This is a genomic window from Streptococcus sp. E29BA (assembly GCF_041807805.1).
Taxonomy (GTDB): domain Bacteria; phylum Bacillota; class Bacilli; order Lactobacillales; family Streptococcaceae; genus Streptococcus; species Streptococcus entericus.
In genome coordinates this window covers 43,899-63,876 of record NZ_JBGTZA010000007.1, presented here as the reverse complement: position 1 = coordinate 63,876, position 19,978 = coordinate 43,899, and the positions used below count along the sequence as shown (strand labels likewise).

Here is a 19,978-nt window from a genome sequence, read left to right as displayed (position 1 = left end):
CTAGACATAGAGTTCTCCTGTTTTCTTTAGTGTAGAACACTTTATAAATTCTGTCTAGTTTAGTGTAACCGATTCAGCCTTTCGGATAAGACAAATCAAAGGAGATGTGCCATCGTGACCAAGACGCTAGACTACCTCCACCGCTCCAACCAGGAAAACCACCAGCTGACCAAGGAAGCCATCGAGACAGCTCTGTTGCTTCTCTTGGAGCAGAAATCGCTCAAGAAAATTGCCATCACCGAATTGGTCGAGCGGGCTGGAGTGGCAAGAAATTCCTTTTACCGTAACTACAGTAGCAAAGAAAATGTCCTGCGGGTCATGCTCAAGGAGCGCTTTGCCCAATTGGCTAGTACCAATGTCGCCAAGTTTCAGGAGAATAGGCAAGCAGGACTGTTAGGGCTTTTTCAGTTTATAGCGGCGGATTTCCGCTTTTATCAGTTGCTCTTGGCAGAAGGGCTCCGCGAGTTAGAAGCCTATCGCTACCAGCCTATAGCCTTTGAAGAGCCTGACCAGCAAACCTACTACCGCAATCGCTTTGTGGCAGCAGGCATCACACGGGTGATTTGTGATTGGTTAGGTGAGAAAAATCCCCAGTCGCCTGAGGACATGGCAGAGCAACTTAACCGACTCTTTGAATAAAAAACACTGACTTTGCTGATTTAACTTAACCTTCAGTTACTACAAAATGTCATCGACTGTCTCAACAGCTACGTCTTTTGTTATGTCAGTTGCCCCAATTCAATCACCTAATTTGCAAGTTTACAAAAAGATAGACGCTACCTTTTACGCTATGTTTGACAACTTAACAGGGCGGTTAACTGGCGCGGACGTTGTCTCTCACTTTACCTTAACTTTTGGGGATATATAAAAGAGGCTGGGGAACACCTATGTTTCCCTAGCCCTTTAATGTCATTAGTACAGTCCAGGTGCCTGACCTAGCTCTGCTTGTAGTTGCCAGATGTTTTTTTCAACCTCACCTTGAGCATCTGCAAAGAGACCGTTTGAAGGGTCATCGCCCTCTTCGTCAGTGACGTCCAAGCCAACTTGAAAAAGATTTGCTAATTGACTATAAACAGCAATCAAACGCTCTATATGATCTTGGACAGAACGGTCATAGTCTCCTTTGACCTCAACAAGAGTTGTCACATCTAAGAATTCTCCCAAGGTCGAATAAGGAAAGCCACCTAATGTAATCAAACGCTCGCTCAGTTCATCTAAGTGCTCACTGATCGCGTCAATTAAAGTATCCATGAACGGATGTAAATGCAAAAAGCCTCTTCCTCTCATGTACCAGTGAATTTGGTGAATGATTGTTCGGGCAACTACCAAGTCAGCAACCGCTTGATTCAAAACGGCTTTTGTTTTAGGACGTCTTCCTGATTCTGTTTGACTGAGTTGCTCAACACGCTCCGCCAATTCTTTAACCGATAAAATTGTCATAATCGTTCTCCTTCTCCTCCTTATTTATAATCATTATTGATTACATTAACTATTATACGCTTTTAAAGTTAGTTGTCAAGAATTTATCCTGTCAAAAAACGAATAAAAAGATATGAAAGTAAATCATATCTTTTTTATAGTCATCGGCTTACTCCTGCTTATTCAACTGGCAACTGGGCAAGTGTCCTATGCTGAAGGTTATTTATTGCTTTGGGGAGCTATTTTGGCTCTATACGATCTAACTAGTCAGTCCTACCCACTATGGATCTGGCTAGCAGGCACTGCTGTCATCCTGCCCTTTACTGGAGTGAATACAACCAGTCTCATCCTGTTTTGCTTGGCTATTTTAGCAGAAATCAAAGATATCAAGATTGGCTCCGGTGATTTTTTCTACCTCAGTACCCTAGCACTTGTCCTGTCGACCAGTGATATTCTCTGGATTATCCAATTGGCATCTTTGATGGGGATAATGGCCGTTTGGGCATCGAAACAGGGTAAGCAGCCCATTGCCTTTGTCCCTTTTCTACTACTGGGACAGTTTATCTTGCTGCAATTAAATCAACTTATTTGATGAGTTGAGCTTCTTTTTTGAGCTGTTCTGGTATTGTTATGCCAAGCTCCGTGGCAACCGTTTCATTGATAATCGGTGTGCCCTGGTCGAATACCTCGACAGGCAACTGAGCAACCTGCTCTCCTTGTAAGAGTTTGGCTGCCATTTTCCCTGTCGCTACACCGAGCTCATACTGGTTGATGAAGACAGAGGCAAGACCGCCTTCAGCCACCATCGTGTCAACACTGGTATAAATCGGTGTTTTCGCTTCCTTGGCCGCTTGGACAACTGTTGTGAAAGCACTGGCAACAGTATTGTCAAGCGGAAGGAAAATCGCATCCACTTTCTCTATCATCACATGGGTCATGGAGGTGATGTCATTGCTTGAAGCTACAGCATATTCGATAACATCATAACCCTTGGCTTGAGCTAATGTCTTAAATTCTTCAACCTGAGACTTAGAGTTATCCTCGCTGCTAGAATAAAGGACACCCACCGTTTTGACCCCCGGTGTCAAGGTTGCCATCAATTCCAACTGGTCAGCGATTGGTGTTTTATCAGACACACCCGTGATATTGCCATCTGGTGCAGTCAAATCCTTCACCAACTTTGCTCCAACTGGGTCTGTCACAGCTCCCATCACAATTGGAATATCCTTAGTCGCTGATGCCAAGCCTTGTGCAGCGGGTGTAGCAATACCGATTAACACCTGATTTTTATTATTGACTAGGGTCTGACTCATGGTTTGAACCTTGCTCTGGTCAGCTTCACTGTTAAGAAAGTCAATTTGCAAGTTACTACCTTCTGTGTAACCAGACTCTTTTAGGCCAGCCTTGATGCCACGGTAAATGTCATCCAATGCTTCATGGGTGACAAATTGCAAGACCCCTACCTTGACCTTGTCTGTTTGATGCTTCTCAGACGACGGGCGGAGCAACTGACTGCCCACGGCTAGAACAACAAGAGCCAAAAGCCCTCCAAAAATAAATGCTAAGCGTTTGTTTTTCATGATTATCTCCTTTTTATAGTGATGAATTATTGAGGTAGTCTGCGATGGCGGCAACATCCTTATCTCCACGACCAGATAGATTGACAAGAATGGTGTGCTCTGAGCTGAGTGTTGGTGCCAAACGAAATGCGCCAGCTAGAGCATGGGAGCTCTCAATAGCAGGTAAAATCCCTTCTGTTCGAGATAAAAGTAAGAGAGCCTTTACCGCTTCATCGTCGGTTGCTGATTCATAAGATACACGACCAATTTCCTTTAGGTAAGCATGTTCTGGTCCAACACCTGGATAATCTAAGCCTGCTGAAATAGAGTAAACAGGCGAGACTGAACCGTCTTCTTCAAACAACGAGATTGTCTTCATACCGTCAACAATTCCTACACGACCTTTAGTCATTGTTGCAGCGTGATCTGAGGTATCTAAGCCGCGACCTGCCGCTTCTACTCCAACAAGTTGTACCGTTTGATCTGACAAGTAGGCAGAAAAGGCACCGATGGCATTTGAACCACCCCCAACACAAGCAAAAACGTAGTCTGGTAAACGCGCCTCTTTTTCAAGAAATTGCTGGCGTGATTCAAGAGAAATGACTTTTTGAAACTCATGTACAATACTTGGATAAGGGTGAGGACCTACTGCTGATCCTAGGACATAGAAGGCATCAAGGTCAGCCATCCATGCACCAAAAGCGGCATCAACCGCATCTTTCAGCGTCTGTGTTCCAGTTTCCACAGCATGTACTGTCGCCCCCATCATCTCCATCCGAAACACATTAAGACGTTGCCGACGGACATCCTCTGCTCCCATGTAGATATCGCAAGCCATGCCAAATTTTGCCGCTGCCGCTGCAGTGGCTACACCGTGCTGACCAGCTCCTGTTTCTGCAATCACACGTGTTTTACCCATCCGCTTGGCCAGCAATAGTTGCCCAAGCACATTATTTAATTTATGAGAACCTAGGTGATTTAAATCTTCACGCTTCAAATAAATTTTTGCACCACCAAAATGTGTCGTTAAACTGTCCGCATAATAAAGCGGGGTCTCACGTCCTGAATAATCTTTTAGGTAGCTCTGATATTCTGCTAAAAAATCTGGATCATTTTTATAACGGTTAAAAACCTGTTCTAACTCATCCAATAAAACCTGAATAGGCTCTGGTACAAAAGAGCCGCCAAATTGTCCAAAGTAACCTGTTGTCATCTTTTTTCTCTCCTTTTGTCATCGATTTAACCAAACGGTACCTTTTTAGTCAAATCTTAGTTTTTTCCAACAACGCAAAAGCCCCCACGCAAATCTATTGCGTGAGGGCGTTAAATCAGCTTTAACACGGTGCCACCTCAGTTGAAGACTTTTGTATAGCAAAAAAGCTATGGCGTCATCATCTCAATCTCCTCTAACAAGGAGTTGCACGGTAAGGGGTGCACACCGAATTCACATTGTTTAGAATTCTAATAAAACCTCAGCCCATTTCATCCCTGCCTACTACTGACTCGCAATAACCGTCAGCTCCCTGAAAGTAGTGATAGAGAGTACTTCTTCTGATTGATAATTAGTTTATCATACTTTGAAAAGGCTGTCAATAGCAAATATTATTTTTTTATTTGGTCTGTCATACAGCCAAATCAGCATAATAAAAGAGGGCAGGAGAGAGTGTCACGATGGTTTAATTTCCAACACGTTTCATCAGTTGCACTAAAGCATAGCCAAGTGCCATGCCAACTAAACTTTGTAGGCTGTTGCTAACAACTGTTGTCAGCGCCGTTCCCACATTGGTCATCACCGTTTCAGCGATAAAATAAGTAGCGACCATCACAAGGACGGATAAAATCAGACCAAGTAGGCGTTTCTTGCCTGTCCATCCAGCCAGATAGCCTTGTGCCCCGTGTGCAATCAGGCTGACCAGCATGTACTGGGGATAGCCTGAGAGGAGGTCAATCAGAAAACCAGCCAGAGCACCGACAGCTGCCCCTTCTTTCTTGCCCAAATAAAAGGCTGCAAAGTAAATCCCCACATCAAGAAGAGTGAAGAACCCCAGTGCCATGCTGAACTGAAAGACTTTACCTAAGACAAGGGTCAAGGCAGTGATAATGGCAAGCAGGGTCAAAGTTTTGATCTTAGTTTTTGTCATATTGAATCACTCCGTAATCATCAGATTGTTGAATAGCCTTATGGACAAAGGCCTTGGCGGCACGAACCGCCTCTAAGGGTGACTGGCCAGCCACCAGTTGACTAGCGATACTAGACGCAAAGGTACAGCCCGCACCGATATTATTGCTCTCAAGCACAGGGCTCTCAAGCACTGTCAAGGTGTCACCATCATAAAAGACATCGCTAGCGAACGCTTGGCTCAAGCGATTGCCTCCTTTGATCACCACATATTTCGCCCCCAAAGCGTGAAGCGTCTTAGCGGCCTCCTGCATGTCTTCTAGGTTCTTGATCGATTTTCGGGTCAATAGCTCAGCTTCTACCAGATTTGGGGTGATGATGGTGACATAGGGGAAAAACTTTAGCAGTTCATCCCGCAGAGCAGAGACCTCAACATCGTGCGTTTCCTTGCAAACCAGCACCGGATCTAGCACCACTGGAATATCTTGATGAGCTTTGACAAACTCAAGTGCCTGCTCAGCGATGGACACATTTGGCAAAAGCCCTAGTTTTATGGCCGAAAAAGGAACAGTGGACAGGCTCTTGAGTTGATGAGCAAAGACCTGCTCGTCAGTCGCAAAAACCTCAAAACCTTCATCCGTCAGGGCGGTCAGGCAGGTCACCGCCACAAAACCGTGGTAGCCATGAACCGTGTAGGTAGTCAAGTCAGCATAGAGACCGCCCCCACTAAAGATGTCATTGCCCGAGAGGGCGAGAATGTACGTCGTCGTCATAAGAAATCTCCTTTAAGTAGAGACCACCAGGACCAGCTGTCGGACCAGCCAACTGGCGATTTTTGCTATCGAGAACGGTCTTTATCTGGCTAATAGGAAAGCGACCGTTCCCGATCTTAAGCAGTGTACCAACCATGTTACGGACCTGCTTGTAGAGGAAGCCGTTACCAGTAAAGGTAAAGGTATAGAGGTGCTTAGTTGCATCATAGGTCACGCTAGCTGCCGTGATGGTTCTGACCTTATTAGCCACACTGGTTCCACTAGCGGTAAAACCAGTAAAATCATGGGTGCCGATTAAATCCTTGATGGCTTCCTGCATAGGAGCTAGCTCGACTGGATAAGGATAGGCTGTTGTCAAATGTCTCAACATAGGATTCTTGGGGCGACCAACATCGACCAAAAACTCATAGGTCTTATGATGCTTGGCATAGCGGCAGTGAAAGTCGTCCGCCACCTGCTCAACCCTGACCACGGCGATATCCTCAGGAGACTGGGTGTCCAGCGCAAAGCGAAGCTTTTCTACCTCCCGTGCCTCAGGCAGGTCAAAATGGATGACCTGACCGTAAGCGTGGACACCCGCATCCGTCCGACCAGCCCCATGGACAGTCACGGGTTGACCACTGTTGAGCTTGGTCAAGGTCTTCTCTAGTTCCTCTTGAACACTTCTCGCTTGTGGCTGGCGTTGAAACCCCGAAAAATGCGTTCCATCATAAGCAATGGTTACCTTGTATCGTGTCATGGGTAACATTATAGCATGGCTGACCATGATTTTCAACGTCGGAATAAGATTTCTTAAGAAAAGCTGCTTAAACATCTGAATAAAAAACTAGACTGGCTCATGACCAATCTAGTTTTTATTAACTTATCTAGCTCGTCTTCTCAGTCCGGCTAAGCCTAAGGCTGATAGGAGGGCTGTTGCGCCGATAGCGGCTAGAGCTGTGTGGGCATCTCCTGTTGCAGGGAGTACATTCTTACCTGCTATCGCTGAGGCTGGTGCTGAACCTACAGGAGCTGTAGCTGGTCGGCTTATGTTGCCATGGATAGGAGCGTCTCCACCTTGGTGAGGAGCTTGCGGAGCAGTAGCTGATGGTGTCTTATAAATAATACCATACTCACTGAAGTGCTCTGCGGTGAATTTGGCATAGCGCTTGCCATCACGAGTCACTGTTGTGAATGACAGGCTTTGGCTCTGGTCACTATTTGGTAGGTAAACCACTTGAGCGACATCTTTGCCGTCATCAATCGGCAGGTAAACGTCAACCGGAGCAGTTGACTTGGTGACATTACCATCCTTGTCGACCAGCTCGATATCAAAGAGATCGTAGTCGGTACCTTTGAGGATAGCTGGCGTTTCAGGGTTGTCAGTTTCTTTGTGGAAGACCACTCTCAAGCCTGCCACCTTGGCATCCGCTGATTGAACCTCTGCGATGATACCTGAGTCAGTTTGAGGGTTGACGTCAGTAATTTGACGCGGTGGTTGTGTGGTGTCAGGTTTGGTTGTGTTGTCACCTTGATTAGTATCAGCGCTACCACCTGCGTCGGTACCGCCACCTTCGTCAGCACCTGCATTAACACCTTCATCGGTACCTACGTTGCCATTTTGGTCGAAACTCTCATCATCGGACTGGTCATCTGAATCTGAGCTGCCTTGGTTACCACCATTATCCTGGTCATCACCTGAAGTTGGGTTGGTATCAGCTGAATCACCTGGTGTGCCTGAATCTTGACCTGTATTATCTGATGGATTGCCTGAATCTGAACGACCTTGGTCAGCGTCCGCAGCATCACCTGCGTTGGTATCGGTGCTACTGTCTTCGTTGGTACCGGCGTTGTCGCCTTGGCTGTCATCATTAGCCTGGTCACCATCTGGGGTTGTGTTTGAATCAGCTGAACCGCCTTGGTCTGCACCGGTGTGTTCGCCTTGGTCAGTACCTGAAGTGTCACCTTCATTGGTATCGGTGTTACCACCTTCGTCAGTATCTACATCACCTGGCTGACTATTAGAATCTGAACTGCCTTGGTCGGCGCCAGTATCGCCACCTTGGTCAGAACTTGCATCATCGGACTGGTCGTCAGTATTTGAGCCATCTTGGCTACCATCATTATCTTGGTCACCACCTGGGGTTGTATTGGTATCAGCTGAATCACCTGGGGTGCCTGGATTTTGACCTGTTTCGCCTGACGGATTGCCAGAGTCTGAATCATCATGGTCTGAGTTGGTCTTACCTTCTTGGTCTGCACCAGTATCCCCACCTTGCCCGGAACTTGAATCATCGGACTGGTCGTCAGAATCTGAGCTGTCTTGGCTATCACCATTAGCCTGATCACCACCTGGGGTGGTGTTTGAATCAGTTGAATCGCCTGGTGTGCCTGGATTTTGACCTGCATCACCTGACGGATTGCCAGAATTTGACTCATCCTGGCTACCGCCATCAATCGGTGCATGTTCTACCATGACCGAACGGGCTAAGAGAGCCACTGCTGTCCCGCTTGCTTCATCAGTCTGATAAGTCACCACCCGAACAGGACCTGCTACTTGTTGTGGTGGTAACGTTAGCCGAACAATACCCGTTGCTTCATGTTCAAGACGACTTGTTCCGCTCACTACAATACCATCAGCTGTTTGTTGAATCCGTATTGGTTCTGCTTGCTCTGGCAATAAAACCTCAACAGTCGTCCACTCTCCAGTAGGCAATGTCACATCAAAATAAGTCGCTTGAGCACCGATATCTTCTAAAGTGGCTGGGTAAGATTGCTCCAGCGGCGACTTCAAGATGACAAATTTATCTAAGGAAATCTTATGACGACTGTTGTTGATTGATTCTGGTGCAACTGTTAGTGCTATCGTATGCTCGCCGTCTGATAAGTTTCTGTACTCGCCGATTAGCACACTTTTTTCGGTGTCGCCAGACGCTTTATTAAATAGCAGAGGCGCAACAGCTTGACCATCTATGGTCACCGTCGCTTTCCCAAGGGCCGTTGATTTCAGCCCAAAAATCTGAATTCCTGTGCCTGTAAAGGTCAGAGTAGCAGTACGGTCTGCTTCTGAACGTTGGCTACCCGTGATGTCAGCGTATTTCTCCGTGCCACCATAAAGAACATTATCAGACCAGTTACCAAAGACAGAACCGTAAGTAACTCTCGGATCTCTATCGTCTAAGACTTCAGAACTTCCGGAATTCTCCGTCAACACACGGAAATAGTCTAGAGAAATCTTATTCCGCTCATTTGTACGTGTAGCAGGTCTGTTATCAATGACCAGTTTCAACTCATGCGCACCATCTGTTAGACCGTCAATTTGCCCAATAAGAACACCCTTTTGAACACCGCTCGTTCCATAGAAATCCAGCTCTCCACGAGCTTCGTTATCAACGTAGACCAGAGCCTTACCAAGTCCACTGTGTTTCAACCCATAGACTTGGATACCAGTGCCAACAAATGGGACGATGACTGTTCGGTCAGCCTCTGACACCTGACGACCTGTCAAATCACCAAATTTTTCCGTACCGCCGTAAAGGCTATTGTCCGCCCAGTTGCCAAAAATGGCCCCGTAGCGTATACTGCTGTCTCGGTCATCCAAAATAAGTTTGACATCGGCGATATTGGCTGGATCAGACCAAGCTGTGCTCAAGGTATCCGATAAGACAGCTTGTACACGATAAGCATAATGATGGCTTGGCAAAACTCTTGTATCACGATAAATCGGATCAACCGTAGTAAATGTTTTTGTATCAGCTACCCGACCCGCTTCATCTCTTGCCACACGTTCAATACGATAGTAGGTAGCCTTATCAATAGGTGAAAAAATCAACTTAGCCTGACCTTCACCAGTTCTCTCCGCCCGCAAGTCAGTGATACGTCCCAAAACATCACGGATAAACACCACATCACCTGCTGTTGTCTCGATTTCAATGCGATCCGCCTGAACACGTCGGAAACTTGCTGGCAGACCATTGATGGTCACTGTGGCCGTTTCGATACGTGGGTAATCAATCTGAAGTTTACCCCCTGATTTTGCTTGTAAGGTCAAGTGGGTCAGGTTTTTCTCCTGCCAGGCCATGGCTACCTCAACATTGCCACGCGCCACTAAACCTGAAACTTGTCCTGTTTTCCAAGCATCTGGAAGAGCTGCTAATGGGGCAATATAGCCTGTGTGAGATTGCAACAGCATTTCCGTAATACCTGATGTCGCACCAAAATTGCCATCAATTTGGAATGGCGTATGAGTGTCCCATAGGTTAGTAAGGGTTGAGCCACGCAATTGCTCTGCCAGTAAGCGATGCGCACGGTTACCATCTAACAAACGCGCCCAGAGGTTAATCTTATTGGCTTTCGACCAGCCCGTTCCTCCGTCACCACGCGCGTTCAGAGTTGCTTTTGCAGCCTCAAGATAGTCTGGTTGGTCCTTGCTAAACAGGGTACCTGGGAACAAACCAACAAGCTCTGACACATGACGGTGATTGGCCTGAACCCCCTCTCCTGTAAAGGCAGGCGTGTCTTCCTCGTACCATTCTTTGATACGGCCAGCATTATTGATATGAAGAGGTTTCAGCTTATCAAATTTGACTTTAATCTCCTTGACAAATTCGGCATCCTTACCTAAAATCTCAGCGGCCTCCATGTAATCATGGAAGAGTTGCCAAATCAGTGATTGGTCAAAGGTATTGCCGATAGAAATGCTACCGTGCTCAGGTGAATAAGATGGCGATGACACATAACGATCGCTAGCCTGATCATAGTGAAGAAAACTATTCCAGAACTTGGCAGTCTCTTTGAGCATTGGATAGATTTTCCGTTCCAGATAGTCTTTATCCTGCGTGAATTTATAGTAATCATAAACATTCTGCATAATCCACGCATTTGATGCCGGTGACCAGCCCCAGTAGTAGTTCCATCCCGGTGTTGTCCAACCAAACGGCGTTGCTTGAGTATGGGCTAACCAGCCATTTTCCTCCCCATCTCGGGACTCGATACCACCATATTCCTTCGCAGCAATACGACCATAGTAACGCATATCATCAATATAGTTGATCAATGGCAAAGCGGTCTCTGCTATATTGGTGCTATAAACCGGCCAGTAATTCATCTGGAGGTTCACATTGAGGTGATAGTCAGAGTTCCAAGACGGATTATCCACCGCATTCCAGACCCCTTGCAGGTTGGCAGGCAAGGCATTGAGGCGATCGCGCGATGACGTAATCATCAGATAACGACCATACTGGAAGAATAATTCCTCTAGCTCTTGCCCAGTCTCTGGTCTGTAATCGCGCAACAGACGGTCTGTTGACGCTGTCATCTCTTTGTCTGTCAAATTCAGTTTAACACGGTCGAACAGGGTTTTGTAATCAGCTACATGCGTTTCCTTCAGCTGCTCATAGGTTTTTTGCTTGGCTTTGGCAACAATTGCCTTGACCTCACTGACAACATTGGCATCTGGTCTACGATAATTGGTCTTAGGATTTTGTGCAAAATCTGTTTTTGCCGTCAGCAGCAAGGTGGCGTAGCTAGCCCCACGAACTGATAATTTATCTTCATGACGCGTTAATTCACCGTCCGTATCAACACTCAGAAACGATGCAAACCTCATTTTGTTGTTGGTCACTTCTCCAGACAAGAGAATCCCCTCATCGCTATAGGTTACCTCTCCAGTCTTATAGGAAGACCGTTTGTTTTCGTCGTAAGTCGTTTGATTTTTCAACCAATCTGTCGTTAAACGCATTGACACCTCAAAATCCAGAGATTTCTCTCCCTCTTTGGTGAGATGAGTCACTGTAACGTCATCAGGAAAACTCGAAAAATGTTCACGACTAAAGGTTGTGTCTGCCTGCTTATAGCTGGTACGACTAATCGCTGTCTTGATGTCCAAATCACGGTGGTAGTCGGTCACACTATCCAATGTTTTTTCTTGATTGGTAAAATCGATAAAGACATCACCAAACGCCAAATAGCGCCCGTACTGCTCATCGTAGGGACCTTTGAGATGGGTTTCTGCCAACCGCTTGGCCGTCGTCAAATCACCTTTTTCTAACGCCTCTCGAATTTGCGGCAGGTACTCATGTTTATTGGCTAAATTTCCACCGTTATAGGTCGCATCATCAGGAGTCGGACCTCCAGACCACAAGGTTTTCTCATTAAACTGGATTTTCTCCGCCCCAACAAGTCCGAAAATCTTAGCACCCATTTCGCCATTACCAATCGGCAAAGCCTCGCTCTCCCATCCTTGATAAGTCGTCGCTGCAGGCCGCTCATAATGGAGCGTGTAAGAATTTGAATCGACGACCTCAGGTTGCACCTGTACCGACTCAGTAGCCGGCTCTTCTTTATTGTCAAGGTCAATAGCTGGCGCTTCGCTCCTACTTTCAGCTTCAGCAGAATGTGATGCATCAGCTCTGCCAGCAGGAACGGGGTCAGTAGTCACAGAACCAGATTCATCGGCTTGCACTGTCATTTGACCAAATAAACTTGTCCCAATGATAACTGAACAAACACCTATACCCAGTTTTCGGATACTAAAATGACTCTTTTTTGAAAAAAGATGTTGTCTCACAAAAAGCCTCCTTGAAATCGTTTTTTATTTATATAATAACCTGTTTTATGGTTTTTTGCAAGCATTTTTTGAATTCTTTTACTAAATTTTTACAATAAAAATCATGACCACCCGTCTAACGGGTGGTTTGAACAGGGGCTATAAGCCCACATCACCAGCCAGCGCCTATGCTGCTTTCTTTCACGTTGTTCAAGCCTCACTGCTCTTGACTCGTCACAAACCTCTCAAAGAGGTGTTGGTATTACTTGCCATTATCCCTAAAAGGATCTTCGTATTCTTTCACACTCAGTTTATCAAGTGATATATCATGCTTTTCCTGTTCTTGAATATATTTCTTTATAGTGGCTTCATTAAGACCGACTGTGCTCACATAATAACCCTCTGCCCAAAAATGACGATTCCAAAACTTATATTTGAGATTGGCGTGCTTGTCAAACATCATGAGAGCACTTTTCCCTTTCAAATAGCCCATGAAACTGGAAACACTAACTTTAGGGGGAATGCTGACCAACATATGAACATGATCTGGCATCAGATGTCACTCAATAATCTCTACACCTTTATAACTGCATAAACGCCGAAAAATCTCTCCTAAACTACTTCGATATTGATTATAAATGACTTTTCGTCTATACTTAGGGGTGAACACAATGTGATATTTACAATTCCACTTTGTGTGTGATAAACTATGTGCTTTTTGAGCCATATTTTTCTCCTTTCGCTCTACAATAGGCTTGAGCACCTTTATTGTATCGCGTTTGAAGTTTTTTTTTTGGTATAACCTGCGATGCGCACCCGCATAGCGGGTGGTTGTTTGTTTCGCTCCGTAGGTGCGAAACGGACTTAAAGTCACATAATCAAAAAACTAGACTGGCTCATGGCCAATCTAGTTTTTATTAGCTTATCTAGCTCGTCTTCTCAGTCCGGCTAAGCCTAGAGCTGATAGGAGGGCTGTTGCGCCGACAGCAGCTAGAGCTGTGTGGGCATCGCCTGTTGCAGGGAGTCCCTTCTTACTTGCTGGTGCTGAAGCTACAGGAGCTACTGATTGGCTTGCCACCNCGCCTGTTGCAGGGAGTCCCTTCTTACTTGCTGGTGCTGAAGCTACAGGAGCTACTGATTGGCTTGCCACCTTAACAAGCTTAGCAACTTCTGCCTTGATGGCTTCGAGTTCAGCTTCAGTTTCTGCGAAGGCTACCTTGACAGCCAAATCACCTTTTTGCTCGTCAGTCAAGTTAGATGCATCGATTGCTTTAAGCAAATCGGTCGCCAATTTATCCTTGTCCACAGGTTTATTTGGTGTATTACCAGTGTCTGGTGTGTTGCCACCTTGACCAGGGGTTCCTGGAGTCGGAACATGGTCTGGATCTGGAACCGGTGTTGATTGTGGCTCATAAACAATACCATACTCACTGAAGTGCTCTGCGGTGAACTTAGCATAGCGCTTGCCATCACGAGTTATTGTTGTGAATGGCAGAGCATGGCTCTGGTCACTATTTGGTAGGTAAACCACCTGAGCGACGTCTTTACCGTCATCAATCGGCAGGTAAACGTCAACCGGAGCAGCTGGTTTGGTGACATTACCATCCTTGTCGACCAGCTCGATGTCAAAGAGGTCGTAGTCGGTACCTTTGAGGATGGCTGGTGTTTCCGGGTTGTCAGTCTCTTTGTGGAAGACCACGCTCAAGCCTGCCACCTTGGCATCCGCTGTTTGAACCTCTGCGATGATACCTGAGTCAGTTTGAGGGTTGACGTCAGTAATTTGACGCGGTGGTTGTGTGGTGTCAGGTTTGGTTGTGTTGACACCTGCATCGGCACCGGTGTTACCGCCTGCGTTAGTATCAGTGTTGCCACTTTCATTGGTATCAGCGTTGGTATCTGCATCGCTTTCATTGTTGTCTGTGTTGACACCTGCATCGGCACCGGTGTTTCCGCCTTCGTTGGTATCAGTGTTACCACCTTGGTCAGCGCCGGTGTTGCCGTCTTCGTCGGTACCTACGTTGCCATTTTGGTCGAAACTCTCATCATCGGACTGGTCATCTGAATCTGAGCCAACTTGGTCACCACCATTATCTTGGGTACCATCTGGGGTTGTATTGGTATCAGCTGAATCACCCGGTGTGCCTGAATCTTGACTCTCATCGCCTGACTGATTATCAACATCTGAATTTCCTTGTTCTTCTCCGTCGGCTGGAGATGTTCCCTCATCCGTGTCTGTATCAGGTTTTTCAACTTTTTGAAGTTGGTCGAGGACAGTTGCGAGGTGGTTGATTTGGTTTTGTGTCAACAAGTTCTGAGCGGTCAGAGTAGCAAATGTTTTCTCAAGACCTGCAATCTGCTCATCATCTTCTCCAAGTCTTTCCTTGGCTACAGCCAAGGCAGTTGTCCAAGGGGTCAAATCGTCTGGTTGATTCCTTGGGACAACCAAGCCAAGCTTAAATTCTGCAGCGGAGACAAACTTATTATTTTCGCTCTCACGGTTTCCGTAGGTTTCGGTAGCTGTAAAGATAATCTGCTTGGTCAAAATTTCACGACCAAAGTCTACTCGTTTGGTTCGACTATCATTTGTCCAATCGGCAATAGCAAAGTTGTGACGTTCACCAGAGCTATCCACAATAACGAGATTACCTGCTTTGACACGACCGTTAGCCCCACCAGGACGTGGCACATAATCCAAATGAGTCACTGCAATCGGCTCTTTCAGTGTCACCGTTGCGGGCTGACCAAAGCCACTACCGTTCCAAGCTGAGTGCCAGATGGTACCTGGGTTGCCATCAAATGCCTTCCAGAGGTTCTCATTTTGACCTGGTTGCTCGCTAGCCACCGCAGACTCAATAGCCTGTGTTGATACCGCCACTTTGTGACTGACCAGACCTGCTTGGGCGCGAGCTGCTTGGGCAATTAAGCTTTGTGCTTCTTCAACGCTCAGCCCTTGACCCAAAGCAGCCATCAAGCTGACAACAGCATCCTTATAAGGCACCAAGGTTTCTTTGGTATAAGTCTCATCTGTTACTGGCAAATGACGTTTGATAGCCTCATCCAAGATTAAATCAGCGGTCACTTCGATTTCCTCAATACGTAGGTTATCCAGAATGAAGTCATTGTAACCACGGAAGTTGGCATTACCACCAGATTCACCCTTGGTATCGCCACCTCGAGCTGTTGAGAAGATACCAATCCAACTCTGACCTGAATCGCTACCGTTAATCACATAGCTGGCTCGACCAGCACGATCGCTGTTTTCCCAAGTATTTTTCAATGGGTGAAGGGTCAGCTGGTCTGGACTACGGTACTCACCCTCACCGATAGCAAAGGCATAGGCATCATCAGAACCTGCTTCGTAGTCAAAGCTGACACGATAGGTCTTACCTGCTTCAAAGGCAAAGTTCTGTGGAATAGTTTGGTAAACCAGACGACCACGTCCAACAAGACCATTGGTCTTCAGAGACCAGTTGCCATCAATCACATCAGAAATTTTCTTGCCATTCCAGCCACGTTGAGTATAAGGTTCATTCTTTTCAGAGAGGTGGGTACGGTTGTCCTCAACACCTTCAATACCACCGATAACAAATGGGAAAATTCCTTGTGGCACATGCTCAAAGTCTTGGAAGAAGACCTTGGTCTTGCTGAAATCATGTTCACTACCGTACATGCTTGAATTGTTTTCAAAGACACGCACCTCATCAAAGTAAACCTTACCTTCGCTGGCTTCATTTTCACCCTTACGAGTCAAAGTGAGTGTGACGTTTGACACATCATCACCTGTGGTGAAGAAAACATAAAGGTTTTGGAAGTAACTCTTATTGTCAACGGTCGCATTTCGCTCCAGAGTGTTGTGAGCATAGGCTTTAACATAGTTCAGAGCAATGGACTGATTGGTCTGATTGCTGATCACTTTGTCGCCTGTATTGACCGTCAGAATCGCATCTGAGGTGCTACGGTTATCAACGCCGACATAGACCGCATAGGCTGTATTTGGTTTAAGATTAGTCAAGCGTTGAGAAACAGTAACATCGCTGGTGCTTGATGACAAAGCCAGCATTGGGTTGTCCCCTTGAGACCGCTCGATTTGCGCTTTGCTGCTATCGCTCACTGTCCACGGAGACAGACTGCCACTGTTGAACCCTTGATCAACAATGTGCATGCCCTCGCTCCACTTAACGTCCTTGTTGGTCTGCGGACTGCGGTAAAGGACATAAGCTGTGTTGGCTGGCACATCAATGGTTACACGCCCATTTTGCACAGTCAAACGTTGCTCGTCAACCTTACCTGTATCAGTCAGTTTGTAAAGGTAGAGGTCGCCAGATTGCCAATCAGCTGGTAGCTCCCATGACGTTGCCCCTGCTTGAGTGTTGAAGTAGTAGAATTTCTTATCTGAGTCAGCTAAAGCACGACCATTAGCATCCCAATCCCACGGCATCAAGTAAGCTGAGCCATCATAGATGACACGACCATCTAAGGTCATGGTCCGCTCACGGTAGCCTGCGGCGTTGACATCATTGGACTTACGAGCAATCACCAGCTGACGGTTGTTGTCATCTTTGAGCTTAATCTCCATCTCAGGTATCCAACGATACTGTTCACCATTATCAGACATCGTTACTGGCGTGCCATTTGTCCAGTTGGTCACCTTGAAGTGCTGGATAAATTTCGTTGGAATATTATTCTTGAAGAGATTGGTCATATAGCCCAGATAGTCGCTACGACCTTGCCAGCCTTCAAAGTCCTTCATGTCATAGCCACCCAGAAGTGGGTTGATGGCAGCACCACCATAGCTTGGATAGTTTCCGACCCACGAATCTTTTTGATGGTTTCGAATAAAGCGAACGATGTTACTATTAATCCCTTTCAAGCTGTAGCCACCGTAGGTCAAATCAGATGCCCAGTGTTGAAAGGTGGAGTCATATTCACCAGCGTAGCCCCACTCGTAGGCTGCTCGCCAACCATTCTCGTTAATCTCTCTGGACAGCATGTGAGTTGCCCAAGCAGAATCGTTTCCTGCTTGGCCATTGCCCCAAACATCGACATAGATAAAGTCCAGACCGTCACCCAAGGCATCACGCAAGTCCTTGAAGCGATCGAAACGGCCATGAGCCATGTCGTACTCAGAGTTGATGTTAATCCCTTGGTCAATCCAGTTCCAGCCGTAGTTATACGAGCCATCAGCGTTTTTGCGCAGGCGCTCTGGAATGAAATATTTAGACTCAGGGTAGGTCTCAGAAGCATTGACATGGATACCCAGTTTAGCCCCGTATGGACGAGCTTTCTCAATCAAGGTTTTGAAATCCTCGACACCACCGATACGACGACCCACATCAGCATAATTCAGGTGACCTGAGTCATGCCCTTCACTACCGTAACCTTTGAGCAGGATAGATTGCCCCAAGCCATCCGTATGGAGGGTGATTTTTTTGATACCATCCAAGGTCATCAAGAATGGGTTTTGAGCCTGTGAACCGAAGTTCATAGCGATACGGTATGCCACCAAGTCAGGCACACTTTCAGCCCCTTTCGGATTATTCATGATGTCACGGTAAGCAATAGCACCGTCCTGCCAGTCCACGCGTCCGTCATCATTTTTATCTCTCGTGATAACGACCTTAGCACTCGGCAGAACGAAAGTCCGTTGGTCATAAACCTTGTTTTGGAAAGCCCGTTGATAAATAAATGGTGAACTTTGAATACCGATAAAGTTTTCGCCATTGGCTGAGAATTTATTAACTGTTAATCGGGTAAAATCGTTGGCGCCTCCGCCATAATTATGCTGAGAGTTGCTCCAGACACCTGCTGCCAGTTTATTGTTAGATACAAAACCATACATATAGCCACGAGTAGCCATGTCTCCCATGCTTCTCGTTACTGCCACCTCTTCGTCACCGTTACGATGAGTATTGGTTGACATGCGAGCGCCATTAAACTTGGCATCGCTATCGGCACTAGACACGGAAATTAGATGACTACCTGGAAGTTCAATGGTGCTAATCAGCTTTTTAACATCATCAATTTCTTGACCTGCTACCACGTTGTTGTGATTGGTAATCTCAGTCACATCGTAGTGGAGTTCATTACCAACTACCTTCAATTGAAGTTTGATAGTAGCATTGATACTGTTAGCGTCTGAACGTGCCGTGAGGGTATAAAGGACAGTGGTATCGTCAATTTTTTGGAAATTAACCGTTGGGTCAAGTTCAATGCCATTGATTTTAACTTTGTTGTTAGCGATGACTTGACCTGGTAGTGTATCTGTACCAAGCGTATATTCCCGCACCCGTGGGAAGGCTGTATCAATTTTAACAGCCATTTCTGCTGAATGAATCGTGTCATAAGTGTACTGGCTGTCATCTACTTGAGTGCCAGTAACAGTAGGGTTTGGTTGGGTATTGGTTTGAACACCTTCTTGATTATCTGTCTTGACATCAACTGTAGTCACTTGATCGTTGAAACGACCTGCCTTGAGGGCAATACGCTTGTTGTTGCGCAGTGCTGTCATGACCTCCGTCGGAATGGTCAAAGTATCAAAAGCCTTATTGCCGTTGACTGTCGCATTGAGCTGACCATCATGTTTCAAACTGATTATCAATTCATTGGTGCTACCTTTAGTTGGTGATGCCATACTACGAGTAGTTAACCAAGCACCACGTTGACCAGACGCCTTGTATTCCCAGAACCAGCCGCCAGCATTGTCATAACCGACAAAGATGTGGTTGCTATTATCTTGGTGATTGAGGAAAACGCCAAAGCGCCCTGCACCAGGTTCAGACTGCTCAACAAACGTCAAATTGACAGTGGCGTTACCTTCCTCGCTGACTGCTAAACCTTCTTTGACAAACAGAGCTGCATTATTACCATTATCATTTTGAGCAGATGGGGTCAAAGTATTGTAACGAACTCCCTCTGCTTCCTTGACCGTAACAGTACCTGGCACAGTTGATGCAGGTGTCCATTCAATGGTTTTTTGAGAAGCTGCACGCGCTGTTCCTACTGCTGGACTATTTGATATTTCTGGGGCAATAGCAGAGCTGGCAACCGGTTGACTGCCTTCCGTCTCGGTGACAGTAGGCGTCACGGCACTAGTTTCCTCACCGACTGGCTTCAGACTTTCTGCCTCAGAAAGGTCAGACAGATTGTTTGCTGTCGGCTGAACCGTCCCCTCATCAGTTTCTTTGTCCGGTTCTGCTACTGCCAAACCAGTGTCCGCTGTTGAATCGACAGCTCCACTTGTTTCAGCAGCTTCAACAGTCTGTCCAGACAAAAAACTCAGTCCGATAATCACCGAGCAAACACCCACGCTCAGTTTACGGATACTGAAATGACTTTTTTTCGAAAATAGGTCTTTTCCCATTTTTTCCTCCTCCCAAAAGTTACACCTTGGTGTAATCGTTTTCTATACATCTATATAATAAACTATTTCTGTATAAAATGCAAGCGTTTTTTAGAAAAGGAGGCAACATCAACGGACACGTTTCTCCTCTCTTTGCAATCCACCCTACATCTCCCATCGCTAGAGACGAAGGAACGACTGGTCTTGCTACCAACTATGTCAGCCCTATAAGCTGTTATGAAA

Annotated in this window: 10 protein-coding genes and 1 pseudogene; 2 read left to right on the top strand and 9 right to left on the bottom strand. The window is 46.3% G+C overall.

Annotated elements, in window-relative coordinates; all coding sequences use genetic code 11:
* The first annotated feature begins 114 nt into the window (after positions 1 to 114).
* On the top strand, positions 115 to 639 hold the full coding sequence (locus ACERC8_RS02705; protein WP_373658369.1) for a TetR/AcrR family transcriptional regulator: 525 nt from the start codon (positions 115 to 117) through the stop codon (positions 637 to 639).
* 273 nt (positions 640 to 912) lie between these two features.
* Here ACERC8_RS02705 and ACERC8_RS02700 read toward each other — a convergent pair whose 3' ends face one another.
* Positions 913 to 1,440, bottom strand: coding sequence for a DNA starvation/stationary phase protection protein (locus ACERC8_RS02700; protein WP_373658368.1), 528 nt, complete (start codon positions 1,438 to 1,440; stop codon positions 913 to 915).
* 112 nt (positions 1,441 to 1,552) lie between these two features.
* Here ACERC8_RS02700 and ACERC8_RS02695 point away from each other — a divergent pair, with 112 nt between their 5' ends.
* A complete protein-coding gene (locus ACERC8_RS02695; protein WP_373658367.1) occupies positions 1,553 to 2,011 on the top strand; it encodes a prepilin peptidase in 459 nt (152 codons plus the stop codon).
* On the opposite strand, the gene trpX is transcribed toward ACERC8_RS02695, so the two are convergent.
* The 8 genes and pseudogenes from trpX to ACERC8_RS02655 form a co-directional block, all read right to left on the bottom strand.
* Complete coding sequence (trpX, locus tag ACERC8_RS02690; RefSeq protein ID WP_373658366.1) at positions 2,004 to 2,999, bottom strand: tryptophan ABC transporter substrate-binding protein; 996 nt, start codon at positions 2,997 to 2,999, stop codon at positions 2,004 to 2,006. The two genes, ACERC8_RS02695 and trpX, sit on opposite strands and share 8 nt — an antisense overlap.
* A 13-nt stretch (positions 3,000 to 3,012) precedes the next feature.
* Entirely contained in the window at positions 3,013 to 4,191 is a 1,179-nt protein-coding gene (trpB, locus tag ACERC8_RS02685) for a tryptophan synthase subunit beta (protein ID WP_373658365.1), read from the bottom strand.
* A gap of 463 nt (positions 4,192 to 4,654) precedes the next feature.
* Positions 4,655 to 5,119, bottom strand: a complete 465-nt coding sequence (locus tag ACERC8_RS02680) for an ECF transporter S component (protein WP_373658364.1) — start codon at positions 5,117 to 5,119, stop codon at positions 4,655 to 4,657.
* Complete coding sequence (locus ACERC8_RS02675; RefSeq protein WP_373658363.1) at positions 5,106 to 5,870, bottom strand: bifunctional hydroxymethylpyrimidine kinase/phosphomethylpyrimidine kinase; 765 nt, start codon at positions 5,868 to 5,870, stop codon at positions 5,106 to 5,108. The genes ACERC8_RS02680 and ACERC8_RS02675 overlap by 14 nt, the downstream gene beginning before the upstream one ends.
* Positions 5,833 to 6,609 (bottom strand): tRNA pseudouridine(38-40) synthase TruA, encoded by a 777-nt coding sequence (truA, locus tag ACERC8_RS02670; protein ID WP_373658362.1) that lies wholly within the window; start codon positions 6,607 to 6,609, stop codon positions 5,833 to 5,835. The genes ACERC8_RS02675 and truA overlap by 38 nt, the downstream gene beginning before the upstream one ends.
* Before the next feature lie 123 nt (positions 6,610 to 6,732).
* The gene (locus ACERC8_RS02665; RefSeq protein ID WP_373658361.1) at positions 6,733 to 12,417 is read right to left on the bottom strand and encodes a glycoside hydrolase N-terminal domain-containing protein; all 5,685 of its coding nucleotides are present in this window, start codon (positions 12,415 to 12,417) and stop codon (positions 6,733 to 6,735) included.
* Between the two features lie 241 nt (positions 12,418 to 12,658).
* Positions 12,659 to 13,123 (bottom strand): annotated as a pseudogene (gene tnpA, locus ACERC8_RS02660) (IS200/IS605 family transposase).
* 195 nt (positions 13,124 to 13,318) lie between these two features.
* Entirely contained in the window at positions 13,319 to 19,756 is a 6,438-nt protein-coding gene (locus tag ACERC8_RS02655; protein ID WP_373658360.1) for an endo-alpha-N-acetylgalactosaminidase family protein, read from the bottom strand.
* Positions 19,757 to 19,978: the final 222 nt, after the last annotated feature.